The organism is Microcoleus sp. AT3-D2 (assembly GCF_036705715.1).
Taxonomy (GTDB): domain Bacteria; phylum Cyanobacteriota; class Cyanobacteriia; order Cyanobacteriales; family Microcoleaceae; genus Microcoleus.
Window position 1 is genome coordinate 22,569 of the sequence record NZ_JAUBVE010000020.1, and the last position, 14,508, is coordinate 37,076.

11 protein-coding genes are annotated in these 14,508 nt (G+C 44.1%); 6 read left to right on the forward strand and 5 right to left on the reverse strand.

The features are described 5' to 3' along the window. Positions 1 to 19: 19 nt before the first annotated feature. Entirely contained in the window at positions 20 to 2,803 is a 2,784-nt protein-coding gene (locus QUB44_RS11545) for a tetratricopeptide repeat protein (protein WP_333367002.1), read from the reverse strand. Between the two features lie 277 nt (positions 2,804 to 3,080). Beyond that, complete coding sequence (locus tag QUB44_RS11550; protein WP_333367005.1) at positions 3,081 to 3,944, reverse strand: calcium-binding protein; 864 nt, start codon at positions 3,942 to 3,944, stop codon at positions 3,081 to 3,083. A gap of 901 nt (positions 3,945 to 4,845) precedes the next feature. On the opposite strand from QUB44_RS11550, the gene QUB44_RS31145 reads away from it, so the two are divergent. Continuing rightward, positions 4,846 to 4,971 carry a transposase gene (locus tag QUB44_RS31145; protein ID WP_445299892.1) on the forward strand — a complete coding sequence of 42 codons (126 nt, stop codon included), beginning with the start codon at positions 4,846 to 4,848 and terminating at the stop codon, positions 4,969 to 4,971. Between the two features lie 322 nt (positions 4,972 to 5,293). On the opposite strand, the gene QUB44_RS11555 is transcribed toward QUB44_RS31145, so the two are convergent. After that, positions 5,294 to 5,479, reverse strand: a complete 186-nt coding sequence (locus tag QUB44_RS11555; protein ID WP_333367008.1) for a hypothetical protein — start codon at positions 5,477 to 5,479, stop codon at positions 5,294 to 5,296. A gap of 1,719 nt (positions 5,480 to 7,198) precedes the next feature. Here QUB44_RS11555 and QUB44_RS11560 point away from each other — a divergent pair. Beyond that, entirely contained in the window at positions 7,199 to 7,396 is a 198-nt protein-coding gene (locus QUB44_RS11560; RefSeq protein ID WP_333367011.1) for a hypothetical protein, read from the forward strand. Between the two features lie 709 nt (positions 7,397 to 8,105). Continuing rightward, complete coding sequence (locus QUB44_RS11565) at positions 8,106 to 8,306, forward strand: hypothetical protein (RefSeq protein ID WP_333367132.1); 201 nt, start codon at positions 8,106 to 8,108, stop codon at positions 8,304 to 8,306. A gap of 148 nt (positions 8,307 to 8,454) precedes the next feature. On the opposite strand, the gene QUB44_RS11570 is transcribed toward QUB44_RS11565, so the two are convergent. After that, positions 8,455 to 9,204, reverse strand: coding sequence for a pentapeptide repeat-containing protein (locus QUB44_RS11570; RefSeq protein WP_333367014.1), 750 nt, complete (start codon positions 9,202 to 9,204; stop codon positions 8,455 to 8,457). A gap of 54 nt (positions 9,205 to 9,258) precedes the next feature. Here QUB44_RS11570 and QUB44_RS11575 point away from each other — a divergent pair, with 54 nt between their 5' ends. Then, positions 9,259 to 9,771: a phosphoribosyltransferase family protein gene (locus QUB44_RS11575; RefSeq protein WP_333367016.1), complete on the forward strand. Its 513-nt coding sequence runs from the start codon at positions 9,259 to 9,261 to the stop codon at positions 9,769 to 9,771. 232 nt (positions 9,772 to 10,003) lie between these two features. On the opposite strand, the gene dxr is transcribed toward QUB44_RS11575, so the two are convergent. After that, a complete protein-coding gene (gene dxr / locus QUB44_RS11580; protein WP_333367019.1) occupies positions 10,004 to 11,194 on the reverse strand; it encodes a 1-deoxy-D-xylulose-5-phosphate reductoisomerase in 1,191 nt (396 codons plus the stop codon). A 269-nt stretch (positions 11,195 to 11,463) separates the two neighbouring features. On the opposite strand from dxr, the gene QUB44_RS11585 reads away from it, so the two are divergent. Both QUB44_RS11585 and QUB44_RS11590 read left to right on the forward strand, forming a co-directional pair. Then, positions 11,464 to 13,047 carry a DUF2079 domain-containing protein gene (locus QUB44_RS11585; RefSeq protein ID WP_333367022.1) on the forward strand — a complete coding sequence of 528 codons (1,584 nt, stop codon included), beginning with the start codon at positions 11,464 to 11,466 and terminating at the stop codon, positions 13,045 to 13,047. Positions 13,048 to 13,098: 51 nt separating this feature from the next. Then, positions 13,099 to 14,493, forward strand: coding sequence for a DUF2079 domain-containing protein (locus tag QUB44_RS11590; protein ID WP_333367025.1), 1,395 nt, complete (start codon positions 13,099 to 13,101; stop codon positions 14,491 to 14,493). Positions 14,494 to 14,508 lie beyond the last annotated feature (15 nt).

The window sequence follows — 14,508 nt, forward strand, 5'->3', positions numbered from 1 at the left end:
AACTTTCTCCAGACACCAACTAACCCAAACCCACCACTTCAACCATCCTTTTCAGCGAACTCAAGTTCACTAAAATATCCTCAGTCAGCGAATTCTGATACATCAACTGTCTAATAGGATAGCATTCAAAAGCCTCGCCCGTTAAAAAGTAATGTTCCAACTGCAAATATTGACTGATTCCCCAGTAATAATGGCTGATATAGTGAGGCGACACCAACTCAATTACTTTAGTTTCCTGGCGACAAAAAATCGTATTTGTCAAGCCGCTGCCGTGGGCTGCAACTATTACCTCAGCGTGGTAAAAATGAGCAATTTGCTCTGCCAAAGACAAGGACTCAGGTAAAATAGAAACAAAGCCAAATTTCTCCAAAACCTCAACCACATCTTCCTCGTTCAAGACTCGTCGGTATCTTGCTTTGCTGCGGCTGATATAAATGCGTTTTGGATAGCTCGAACTAGGTACAATTCCCTTGAGAAACTCCCGCCTCAAAAAATCCATCGCCCACCCAGAAGGCCAGCCCAAATATCCCGCAAAAGACGGTACAATTAACTCGGTTGCTTGAATATGAGGCAAGCGATCGCTCTCCAAGACTTTCTCTTCGGGAATGCCCAGAATTCTTAGACTTTCCCGCTGAAATTGGTGCTGACAACTATTCACCAAAAACCAATCAATTTCCGCCCACTCCCTACCGCTGAGCCGCAGCAATTCTATCCTCGGCAAAACATCAACCATCCAGTGAAAATAGACATTTCCCGACAAACCCGAAAGCACCGCCACGCTGCCGTCAATTTGCTTTAAGCCTGGAAACGATTCTAACTGAAAAACGCTGTGTCTCCTCACATCATGCTTTTCGCATCCCGGCAAAAACCCCGGATAATCTCTCGACACATCAGCCAACAAATAATTGTCAGGAGTAATTACAGCGATCGCCTTGCAAATCAGCCAATAATTTTCCTGCGGCACAATCCAAACTCGCCCGTTGGGAATTGCAGCCACAAAAGTCTTGGGCGAGTCCACAGGTATTGGTTGCGAGTTGGACAAACGGCAAACTCCCCAACCCAAATGCACCGGATCGAACCACTTAGAAAGTCGCTGCAAACACAGCCCGCAAGTTAACCCGGCACAATCAGAATTTGCCAATTTGGAATTGGATCTCGCAAATTGGGAATTTGGAATATTTTCTGCACTTGCTTCTGGTGCAGATTCCCAAAATATTTCCACATAATTGTCAGCATCCAACTTAGCATTAACCAGCCAATCCCAACTCGCTAAATAAATACCGTCAGGAGGTTTTATAGAAGTGCTAGCAGGCAAGATAAAACTCTGTTTTTTCCATTGTTTCTGATCTCCATACCCGTGCAATTGCAACTCTAAAACTTTTTGATAATAATCGAGCGCCCGTTCCCAGCGCCCCTGTTTTTCCAGCAGTTGGGCCAACTCAAAATAAACCTGCGGTAAAGCAGGTTGAATCGTCAAAGCCATGCGGTAAACTGCAATTGCTGCACTGAACCGCTTTTGCTGGGCTAAGGAATTTCCCACCCGCCAGTAAATCTCTGCATTCTGTGGCTGAATTTGCAAAGCTTTTTGATAATAAGTGGCGGCAGATTCGTGTCCGCCGTACTCTGTTAAAGCATTTCCCAAATGCAAGTAAATTTCGGCTAAATTATCGCAAATTTCAGCAATTGGTAATTGGGCATTGGGCATTGGGCATTGGGCATTGGGAATAGCTTCTTTTTCTTCCTTCTTCCCTCTTCCTTCTTCCTTCTTCCTTCCAGTTAGTGCTGTGAGAAATCGATCGCACGCAGCGATCGCCCTTGACAATTCATCATCTTCTACCGCCGCAACTCTGCGCCTGTCTCCCAAGCGGCAGTAGGCTTCAACAAAATCAGGCTTCAGAGCTATTGCCCGCTCAAAATAAGGCATGGCTTCAGCAATTTTGCCCAAAACCATCAAAGAAAACCCGGCGTCTGTATAGCCCGAAATATAGTCGGAATTGATCTCGATCGCGCGATCGAAACAAGCAAGCGCCGCCGAATGTTCCCCGTGTAATTGCCACGCTTTCCCCAGATTGTAGTGAGCCAAAACCATGTCCGGCTCCAACTCAATAGCTGTTAGGTAAGATGCGATCGCCCGATCGGGATTTTTGTCCAGCAAGGCTTGACCCAAATTATTGTGCAGCGTCGCCCAATCCGGCTTAATCTCCATCGCCCGCTGGTAAACCTCGATCGCCTCAGCAGCCCGATCGTCCTTGAGCAAAATCACACCCAGATTGCTGTAAGCTTCCACGTAATCCGGCTTCAAAGCGATCGCCTGTCGGTAGGTATCCATTGCCGCTTCGAGCTGACTATTTTCATCTAAAACCACAGCCAGATTGTATAAAGCATCGACATAATCCGGTTTTTGGGCGATCGCATTTCGGTAACAGTCGATCGCCCCCAACAAATTACCCTGCTTGTGAAAAACATTTCCCAAGTTATAATGAACTTGGGCCCAATCAGGTTTCAAATCCAGAGCTTGTCGGTAGTGAAAAACCGCCTCATCCAGCCACGCATAGTCGCTGTAAAGTTGACCCAAATAAGCATGAGCCAGAAAAAACTGCGGCGAAATCTCCAAAGCTTGCACAAAAGCGTCTCTTGCCGCCGTCGGATCGCCTTGAGCTTCGAGGATTTCGCCTAAAGTCGTGTAAGCCGAGGGCGAAAACGGTTGAAGTTCGATCGCCTTTTTGCAAAACTCGATCGCCTCAGTTAACTTCCCCCGGTTCAAATAAATTTGGGCTTGCCGGATATATTCTTCAGTGCTCATTGCTAGCCAGCAGTTGCGGTTTCTTTACCGCTTCAGTAAAACTTAGAAATTCTAATTTAAAAACTTTGTATTTATATTTTGCCCGATCGGGCGATCAATTAATTTTATCAATAACTGTCGATCGATTTTTTGTAACTGCCCCTGGTTTAGTTCCTGCATTGAATATTTCAACCTCACCCCGCTTGTGGCAGAGTGAGGTTGAAATCCTTTAAAACTACCGGCTTTGTGAGAACAGCCCCCAATCTTATCCGGTGCCGCCCCACAACAGCCAGTTGTTTTAGAACAACTCGAAGTTGTTCGAGGTAATTGTCAGGCCAGGCTGCAACTGAGCAATAGTTAGCACTCCGTTGTTGCTGTTGAAGTACAACGTACCGTTTGATGGATCGTAGACCAACTTGTTCGTCGTGGCTGCTCCTGGAGTAGCTGCGTTGAAATTAGAAACGACGACAAACTCGCTCGCCTCGAACGTGCTGCCCAAACCAGCGAACACACCGCCCTGTTTCAAGCGGATCTTATCTTCGCCTGGGGTAAAGTCAGTGATCGTGTCTACGCCATAATCGCCACCGCTGGAGAAGAAGTAGAACGTATCGCTACCAGCACCGCCGGTCAGGACATCAGCGCCTCTGTCGCCAGAGATAAAGTCATTGCCAGAGCCACCATCGACAGTATCGTTGTCTTTACCGCCGAACAGGCTGTCGTTGCCGTCGCCACCGCTGACAATATCGTTGCCTCGGCCACCAAAGACTGTATCGCTGCCCGATCCGCCGAGTACGGTGTCGTTGCCGTTGTCGCCAGAAACCAAGTCATTGCCATCACCGCCGTCTACGAGGTCATCCCCTTTACCAGCAAAGATCCGGTCGTCGCCGCTGCCACCAGCGACCACATCCGCGCCGCTGCCTGCAAAGATATTATCGTTGCCGTCGCCGCCGCCGACAGTGTCATTTCCGCCTCCGGTAATAATCAGGTCGTCGCCACCGCCACCGGCTACGACATCTGCGCCCCCAAAAGTCAGGATAATATCGTTGTTGTCGCTGCCGTTCAACCTGTTGGCGCCAGTGATGCCGATAACGGTTGAGCCACCGCCACCACCACCACCTGGTAGTGAACTTGCTGGCTGTGTTGGATTAGTTACCTGTGTCATTTACACTCCTCCTAAAAGATCAATCATTTTTCTACAATACACTTTTCCCTCCAAAGGGATTCAATAAATGAAACCGGACATCGGTTGAGACCCTAATTGACCCGGCTGCTATAAGCTGTCATGTAATTTAAATTGTCAGCAGCGAGCCTCGGAGCGCGAGTTGAATCCTGTATTCGTTGAGCAGCAAATCTCGGTTGTTTCCTGCTTTTGACTCTCGACTCCACCACTGCCTCCTCTAACACGAAAATATTCCACTTAAACGTTTGCGAGTTTACCATAATGACCGTCGGTGTGGCTAGTCATTATTAAAACAATAGCCGGAAGATACACAGAGACCATTTTTAATGGGAGTATGCTCTCAAGATTGAGAACTTGCACCGGGTCCTTGGCACTGTCGATCGCCGGATAGTTCGATCGCCCGCAATGGGGCTGGAACTGAACTGCGATTTCTTTTAAGTACACTGTACTTGACCAGACTTTTGATTTTCGCCAATAGTTCCCCAGGAATCAAAATTTTTTAACTGACTTTGAAAGCAAGCCGGCGCACACTGGAGGCCGTATTTAATCAAAAGTGCGTCCCAACACAGTCCCGGACGGACTTTTGAGCCTCATCACCTTGATGTTTCCAGCCAAATCCCTCACGCTCAACGCAGGATTAGGGCTAAAAAACCCAGTTTTTCAACCCTAATCCGTCATTTCAACCATGAGCCGCATCCACCCGGACAATCAGACAATGCAGCGATCGTCTTTTTGTGAAGTTGGGATGAACGGTGAGCCGGTAAAGTTGTGACGGTACTGTCACTAGATTTTAGATTTAGTCCACAGATGAATCTGGGAACTGGGACTAGGATATAAAATTTGGAGCTGCTGGCGACTCCTGCCCCAGTTATGGGTTAGCCCAATTGTAGTTATGAATAATTTACCTGTTGATAATGCTGAAGCCATCAATTTTTTGATGGCATCTATCGAAGCCAATGTAAAATTCTTACCTCGATACTCGCCGGATTTATCTCCCATTGAGCTGTAGTGGGCAAAAATCAAAGCGATTTTGCCTTCTGAAGCATATCCACCTTCAAATGTTCTTGATGAAGCGATTACTAAAGCTATTAATGCTCTTACTGATGAAAATGCTTGGCTATCCTTTCATCACTCTGGTCTCTTTTGAGAAGAAATTAAATAGTTAATTTTTGCGGTACTTTCGATGGCTAATACCTGTGAGTGAAAATATTAAGTTTTTAGCAAAGACTTTTTTACTAATGGTTGTTAACTTCGAGCTGATCATTAACGATTAGCAAATTACCCGAAATTTTGTTCGGCATTCATTCAGAGAAAATCTCTACAATTTATTCCTACCGGTGTGCTTCAAGTTGCGCTGGTGACGCGTTGGAATTGCTCTGACTGTCGTACTTGTAGATGTGAACGTGAGAGTCACTCTCGAAAATATAATTGATGGAAGTAGCTGCATAGTATGCCAGCGCTAGCAGCGACAATAGATGAAGAACTCTATAAATTGGTTTCTCAGATACTTGGTTCATTTTGACTCCTACTTTTTATGCAAATAGCGAATTTGGTTACAGTGACGGCAGTTTTTTTTAGAAGTTCCCAAACATCTCGCACCTCTAAAAATTTAGCTAGCTCCTGTTATACACTCCTGATGCCCGATCGCCAAAAATAAGCCGTACTAGAGATTTGAAACAGTTTTTGTTGCCTATTTCATATTGCAGTCTTTGCCTTGAATTGTCTATCTAACTGCGGTAAGAGTTAGGCATTTTGCGCGCGAACGAACTCTACAATTTCCTGTTTATAGCTACTACGATTTGAAGAAAGGGAGCTGGAAAAGCTTAAAGGGCAAAGAGCCTAGCTGTTTTCCCACGCCTCGCCAGGATTTTCCCACCTTCGATTAATGGTACGTAGCCGCCGGTAGTATAAAAATTCTTAAGTTGGTCAGCGGCAGGCGAAAATATGTCTGAAGTTATATTTTTGCAAGCAAAAGGCAATGTTACATTAGATATTAATTTTGAGCTTGGTTGAGGTGGCAGATAATTTTTGAGTAAATAATTTTTGAGTTAAAAAATGTTGTGGTCGCTGTCCGATAATTTGAGTCTGACAATTTTGCCTGAATAATTTTGCCTGAATAATTTTGCCTGAATAATTTTGCCTGAATAATTTTGACTGAATAATTTTGACTGAACAATTTTGACTGAGCCGCACCATTAATTCACGATGTGACAGAATAACTTTTAGGAATCAGTCGATTGGATACTTCGGCGAGGGCGAGCGTCAATCTTGCTTAGTTGAACGATTTGAGATTTGAGATTGATTCCACAGATGAATCTAAGAGCTTGAACAAAAGCCTAAATTTTTGGGTGGCTAACAACTCCTGTCGGAAACTTGTATCCGTTTTTGGGCGGGTGCAAAAAGCAGAAGGCAGAATGTGATAGCGGTAAAAAAATACTGTTTTAGGATTCAGAATTTTTATTGGATTCTACCTTCTCGCTGATTTTTTTTACAAGGAAACAAGATAAATTACTCGCTGCCAGGAGCGATGCACGCCGAATAATTTAGGACGAGATAAGCGACTGTGTTGCAGCCAGTTACTTCCACAATTTATTATAATTCTTGCTCGCATTGAGCTGTTTTTACAACAGACTTTTTGCTGGTAATTTGCAAAAGGGATAGGGGCAGAACAACAGGCCAAAATAGAGGTCCCATTATTAAGGCTATCCAAGATATCACGTCTTTTTTAGATGTCGCAGTATCATTCAAAAAACTTTTGAACCAAACAAGAAAAACGATTAAGGCAATCGAAAAGTAGCTAATCATTATCATTTTTTTACCTGCCTGCCTATAGATGGGATAGAAGTATTTATAATTATTGTATCTCAGGCCGTGGCTCGCAGATCGCAACTTTATCCCCTGAGCTGCAAGCTGCAAGTGTCTAAAACCCAAAGTTTCACAGCTATCCAAGTCCATAGCCTGCGATGTTGAGCGGACTTACTCCCGCTGGGCGGCGGTATTGGGAACTTAAAGCCTTGCGTTCATGGCTTTTCGAGGTTTTGTCAAACCTTGAGGCTACCACCCCAATCATAGCTTACGCGATCGAGGTCTGTGGTTTTCTGTGATTTAACTCACGTATACTGGCAGACTTAGGTCACAAACGGAGCCAAGAACGATCACACAGCTTAGCCGACTGCAATCACCCTACTCTTTTGTCAAATGCTCGATATTATAATAGTCGAGTTCAACGAGATTTCATGCAAGCTCTGACTTTAAAATCTGATCTGGCGATCGCTGAACTGTTCTATCAAGTCACCAATTCCGGCAATCTGACTCGCACTCAAAGCCACGGATTGCGCGAACTCTGCCAAAGCGCTCTCAGCGAAGACGCCAGAGATGCAGTCAACCGCCTGCTGCACGCCATCCGCCGCGGATGGGTCAGGATTTCCGATTAGTCTCCTCTGACAAAAAGTTGAGATGAGTATTTCTACTTTCTCTCCTGTCAAGCTTTGCCAACAATAAGATTGAAGTGAGTAGGTCGCTCCATTAACCCTCTCCAGAAAAAATTGTAGTGCGATCGAAAAGCTCGACCCGGTTTCTTGAAGAAGCCGGGATTTTTGATTTGAAGCAGCCAGTCGATTTTAGATTTTAGATTTTAGATTTTAGATTTTAGATGAACTTCACAGATGAATCTGGGAACTTGAACTAAAGGTTAAAATTTTGGGTGGCTGGGGACTTCTATCGAAAACTTGTATCTGTCTTTGGGCGGGTCATTAAGTATATACACGGAAGAAAGACCATACCAAGAAACTAGGTAAATGTAGGTAAAAGCCGGCTTCTAAACACGCTAAAAGTTTTACGTTGAATTAAGCCGAGCGATTTCGCTAGCCGTGATTAGTAATCTCTTAATAGATAAATCTTAATTTATTTGTCACCGTTTCTTAACCAAAAGTAGAGATGTGGGAGTTACCAGAAGCTAGGAATCGGGGCGGGGTTTGTATTTCAAGTAGCAGGGCGATCGAGGAAATATCCGCTCCCCATGTCCCGCTGACACAAATCACTCATCAAGAGCTAATCGATCACATTTACTCCCGTAGTTGAATCACATAAATTTTGGAAAAATTAGTTAATACTGTCAAAAGTGAGTTCAAAATAAAACACATGATGAAAACCCAAACGCTGTTACCTCAATTTACGATTGCAGAGCTAGTCTTTCAGGTATATCACTCCGGTCTGCTGACTCCCACTCACCGACAACAGCTCAAAGCAGCCCTGTTAAATGACTGTCTTACCGAAGAAGATCAAACAGCCATCAACCGCTTGCTCCACGCCGTTCGCCGGGGCTGGCTGAAAGTTGTAGATTAAACTCGGTTCTAAATTTTTTGCCACTACTCTTTAAATGCACTGTCACTTGAAGGCAGAATTAAATCCCCTTAAAAAAATCAGGCATTAGCCTAAATGTAGGGTGCGCCACCAGCACCCTGCGGTTTTAACTTCTATTTTCTCAGCTTATTTAGTCAGAGATTGTGCCGTCAGGCATCATGGCCTCTCTTAGATTCGCTTCATCCAAATTTGTCCCGCGCAAAGAAGCTTGATGCAAGTTTGCTCCCCGGAGATTTGCTCCCTTAAGGGAAACTCCGCTCAAATCTGCTTGATGGAGATTTGCACAGCTCAAGTTAGCTCCGCTCAAATCGGCTCCCTTCAAATCAGCTTTTTCCAGATTTGCTTCCGTCAAATTAGCCCAACTCAGATTTGCTTGAGTTAGGTTCGCACGGCTGAGGTCAGCTTGTGTTAAGTTCGCATCGGTTAAATTTGCTTTGCTCAGGTTGATTCCGCAAAGCTTTACTTCTGTCAAGTTTGCACCTTGGAAGTTAGCGTTAACTGCATAAACTTGAATCAAAATTGCGCCCTGAAGGTTTGCATCTCTCATGTCTGCACCCCTGAGACTCGCCCCCGTTAAATCGGCCCCACTGAAGACGACACTCCGCAAGATGGCGCCGCTCAAGTTCGCTCCCACCGCCTCGCATTCGCCAAAATTAGCGGACATGAGGTTGGCTTGGGAGAGGTTGGCTTGACTGATATCTGCTTGATACAGATTAGCTCTGTAGAGGGTGAGACCGATCGAATTTGCACCTTTTAAATTAGCGTGACTCAGGTCAATATCGCGCAAATTTGTCCTTGACATATGGGCACCGCTCAGGTCTACTTTGTGAAAAACCCTTTCTCCGCCTGCATACCGTCTGAGAAGTTCATCTGCATCCATGTCATTTTCCCCAAAATAATTAATAATACCTTTGATATTTCAATAATATTAGGAATGAGTGACCTTTACGTTTCTTGGCCTGAGTACCATCGAAAAATTGAGGATTTGGCTGTAAAAATTGAGGAATCTCAGTGGAAATTCGATCGAATTGTCTGTCTGGCGAGAGGAGGGCTGCGGGTTGGAGATACTCTGTCACGGATTTTCGACAAACCTCTGGCAGTTTTAGCGGCCTCGTCCTATGGTGGGGCAGAGGGAAATGTCCGGGGTGCGATCGAGTTTGCCCGCGATTTGACAATGGTGGGCGATAATTTGGGCAGCCAGATTCTGCTGGTTGACGATTTGGTGGATTCGGGAATTAGTTTAGAACAAGGTATCGCTTGGCTGAAGAGTCGCTACGGCGAGGATATTCAGGAAATTCGGACTGCTGTAGTCTGGTACAAGGCTTGTTCTGTTGCAAAGCCGGATTATTATGTAGATTATTTGGCTGACAATCCTTGGATTCACCAACCTTTTGAAATGTACGAAAAGATGAGTGCGGCTGATTTGGCTGCGAAAGTTGGGAGTTAGTCTATAAAAGGCTAACATCTGGTCAACTTTTAACATGGTTTTGGCGATATTTTACACTTTTTGGTATAGTCAGTCCGGGGTTTCACCCCCTGTCTCATCGCTAAAGTCCTCTCAAAGAAAACTGAATATTTATTAAGGTTTGGCAGTCGGTTTCAAGCGACTTTAGCTATGAGACGGGGAATTAATTAATTCCCCGGCGGGCTTGTGGGTAAGTGCAAGTCTGCTGATACAATTAGCGAACCGAAAGAATACGATCGCCCAATTCCATACTATCTGCCAAAACTTCCTGCCGCGCCCACCTATCCGCCGCCAAAATATCGTCTAAAGCAGGGCTTTCACAGTTATCGGCTTGATGTTTGTCGCACGCCTTTTCAATCAACTTTGGAATATCCAAAAACTGAATCTTCTCCTGCAAAAATAGCGCTACTGCCTGTTCGTTTGCCGCATTCAGCACTGCAGGCATCGAACCGCCCGCACGTCCCGCCGCATAAGCCAACTGCATACAAGGATACTTTTCGTGGTCGGGTTCTCGGAAAGTCAAATCCCCAGCTTTTACCAAATCCAGCCGTTCCCAATCTGTATGAATTCGATCCGGCCAAGACAAAGCGTAAAGCAGCGGCAATCGCATATCCGGCCATCCCAATTGCGCCAAAACCGATGTATCTTGCAGCTCAATTAATGAGTGGATTATGCTCTGAGGATGGATGACAATATCAATGTCGTCATAATCCATCCCGAACAAGTAATGAGCCTCAATTACTTCTAATCCTTTATTCATCAAAGTAGCAGAATCGATCGTGATTTTCTGCCCCATCGACCAATTTGGATGTTTTAAAGCATCGGCTACTGTTACTCCTGCTAATTTGTCGATCGGTAAATCTCGAAAAGACCCGCCCGAAGCAGTGAGAATAATTCGTCGCAACCCGCCAACCATAACACCTTGCAGGCACTGAAAAATTGCTGAATGTTCCGAGTCAGCGGGCAATATTTTAACGCCATATTTTTCGATTAAGGGGTTGACAACCGGGCCCCCTGCGATTAATGTTTCTTTATTGGCTAAGGCGATATCTTTGCCTGCTTTGATAGCTGCAATTGTTGGCAGCAAACCGGCACAGCCAACTATGCCCGTGACGACGGCTTGAGCGTCACCGTATTGGGCAACTTCGACAACGCCTGACTCGCCAGCAAGTAAAATAGGTTGAGGGTCGATATCTGCGATCGCCTCCTTCAATTCCAGTAATTTATCTTCGTCGCAAACCGCGACAATTTCCGGTCGAAACTGGCGAATTTGCTGGGCCAGCAACGTTACATTTTGTCCGGCGGTTAACCCGACAATCCGAAATTGATCGGGGTATTGAGCTACAATATCCAGAGTCTGAGTGCCGATGGAGCCTGTGGAGCCGAGAAGAGTTATTGCTTTCACAATTTTTTAATGTTTTGTGGATTATTCTAATATTACGATTGCGGGGATAAAAATTAGTGGTTAACTATTGCGTGGAAAGCACATTCGATGGAATCATATTTTGAGTGACCGACAGCATCCAGGATACAAGCCCCCGGATTCATCCGTCCAGAAATAAAAAACCTGTATCCGATAAAGGAGCCCCCGAATTTATCCGTGGGGTCAATGCTTCAATTCTTTAATCTAAAATCTAAAATCTAAAATCGATTGACCACCTAGTGCCAGATTTCATGCAGAATAGGGAAAATTTTGCTGATGACCGTGAGGACATCAGTGTCTCGATCGCCGAAAATAGAGAGGAAGGTCGATCGCAGCTACCGTCGAGTTTGGTTTGGGCGATCGCTACTGCTGCGGCAATTTTCTTTTTGTGTAGCAGTTTACGGCACGCTTTATTCCAATCAACTGCTTTCGATTTGGGAATTTTTGACCAAGCAATTTACTTAATCAGCCAAAATCAAACGCCTTTTTCTTCTTTAATGGGGATTCATATTTTGGGCGATCACGCAGCGGTAATCTATTATCCGCTAGCTTGGCTGTACAAAATTTCCCCCGATGTGCATTGGCTGCTGTTTGTACAAGCAGTTGCATTATCCCTGGGGGCTTGGCCCACGTGGAGTTTAGCGCGTTTGGCAGGTTTAAATCAAGAACAATCCCGTGCGATCGCATTGATTTATTTGCTCTATCCGGTGGTATTTAACATCAATTTATTTGATTTTCACCCGGAAGTAATCGCTTTACCTGCACTTTTGGCAGCAATTTTGGCAGCGCGCTTAAATAAAATTGTGTGGTTTTGTACCGCTATTCTGTTAGTTTTGAGTTGCAAAGCGGTTTTGTCCCTAACCGTTGGTGCTATGGGCTTATGGCTGTTTTTTTGCGACAAAAAGCAACGGTACGGGGCGATCGCACTTTTGCTGGGTGCAGCTTGGTTTTTGATAGCTTCCCAGAAAATCATCCCCTTCTTTAGCGGCAGCGAAGTCGCTGGAGTCGGGCGCTACAGCTATTTAGGCAAATCCGTACTAGAAATTATCATCAATCTCATATTAAAACCACAGTTAGTATTAGGAAAAATCCTTTCTTTCGATACATTAAAATATTTATTTCTCCTCACCTTACCTGTAATTTGGCTGCTATTGCCATTTTCGGGAAAACTACGCCTACAATATTTAACAGCGCTAATTCCTGCTATCCCTACCCTTCTGATCAATATCCTCTCTGACTTGTCATTTCAACGCAGCTTAGCCTATCAGTATTCAGTCCCTGTAATTCCATTTTTATTTTTAGCAGTAATCTCGAAGGAAGAAACAAGGAACAGGGAAGAAATAAAAGGCAACAAGGAAGAGGAAAAAGCAAATAAGCAACATTTTTTAACATGGGTCAATCTGCCACAAGTTAAAAATTTCCGAATTTCTCAACTTTGGCAGGGAATTCAATTGCCGAGAATCATGATAATTTGGTCATTACTAATTTTCCTATGTGTGGGCGAATATAAAGATTTTTATCTGTACCTAAATAGACTAGATACCTGGCAAGCTACACGCGAAGCAGCCGCACAAGTTCAACCTCAAAGCAGTATTTTAACCGATAATAGACTTGCCCCTCACTTTGCCCATCGCCCAATAGTAAAATTGCTTTCACAAGTTTCGCCCCGAACAAATTTAGCTGAATTTCAATACATATTATTAAACCTGCGCCATCCCTGGCCTGATACTGAAAAAATTGGTGATACCTTAGCAAATCAACTTAAAAACTCTCCAGATTTTCACTTAACTTATCAAAAAAACCAAGTTCTGCTATTTAAACGAATCGCTGATTAAACCAATAAAATGCTAACTTTAAAATTCCTAAAATTTCATCCAATATTTTTAATGATTGTCGTGACAACGATAGTCTTATTTACCGCCAGCAGCGCGCGGCACGCTTTGTTTCAGTCAACTGTATTCGACTTAGCAATTTTTGATCAAGCAATTTATTTAATCTCCCAAAATCAAACGCCATTTTCCTCTTTGCTCGCCATAAATATTTTGGGCGATCACGCCTCTTTTATTTTCTATCCCCTAGCTTTACTTTACAAAATATATCCCGATGTTCACTGGCTTTTTTTAGTGCAAGCTGTTTCCCTAGCTTTAGGTGTTTGGCCGAGTTGGAGTTTGGCACGTCAAGCCGGATTAAAAAATAGCATTTCTTGGGCGATCGCCTGTATTTACCTCCTGTATCCATTAGTATTTAATGTCAATCTCTTCGACTTCCACCCAGAAGTAATTGCTTTACCAGCACTGCTAGCAGCAATCTTAGCCGCGAGGCTGAATAAAACCTTGTGGTTTTGTGCTGCTATTGTATTAGTTTTGAGCTGCAAAGCCGTGCTATCTTTAACTGTGGCTGCGATGGGTTTGTGGCTGTTGTGTTTTGACAAAAAACGCACTTGTGGGCTCATCGCTCTATTTCTAGGCGCGGGTTGGTTCCTGGTAGCTACTCAGGCAGTTATACCGTATTTTAATCAGGGAAGAGCACCCGCGGGAATCTGGCGATATCAATATTTGGGAAACTCGGTTTTTGAAATTGCTATTAATTTAATAGTGAAACCCAATCTAGTTTTAGAGCGTTTGTTTTCTCTAGAGACTTTGGAATATTTAGCCTTATTGCTATTACCTGTAATTTGGTGGCTGTCCCCGCGTCATCTGTCATCTTTAATTAGTGCTGTGCCGATTTTGGCGATAAATATTCTTTCCGCTAGCCCCGCTCAGCGGGATTTAATTCATCAATATTCTGTGCCGATATTGCCGTTTTTGTTGGTTGCCGTAATTTCCAGTTTAGCAGCTAGCAATCAGCAAAAGGGAAAGACAATATTTGATAGATTGCCACTTCCTAATTATCCATTGCCTAGAGTCATTGTAATTTGGTCATTGATTGCTTTCTTAGCTTTAGCGAAATACGGCTATTTTTGGACTATTTATTTAAATGGGTTCGACACTTTGCCCGCTACTAGAGAAGCAATTTCTCTTGTTGAAACCAAAGGCAGTGTTTTAACAACTGCTCAGATTGCTCCGCACTTAGCGCACCGCCCTGTAGTAAAATTTACTGAGGCTCACGCGCCGCCTGCAAATCTCGCAGAATTTGATTATGTATTGCTGAACCTCAGATATCCTGGCTGGATGAGCGATCGAGAATTTGTTAAAAACATAGTAACCAAACTAAAAAATACCCCTCAATTTCAACTAAAATATCAGCGAGACGACATATACCTATTTACTAAAAGTCATTAGTCAGCAGTCAACAGT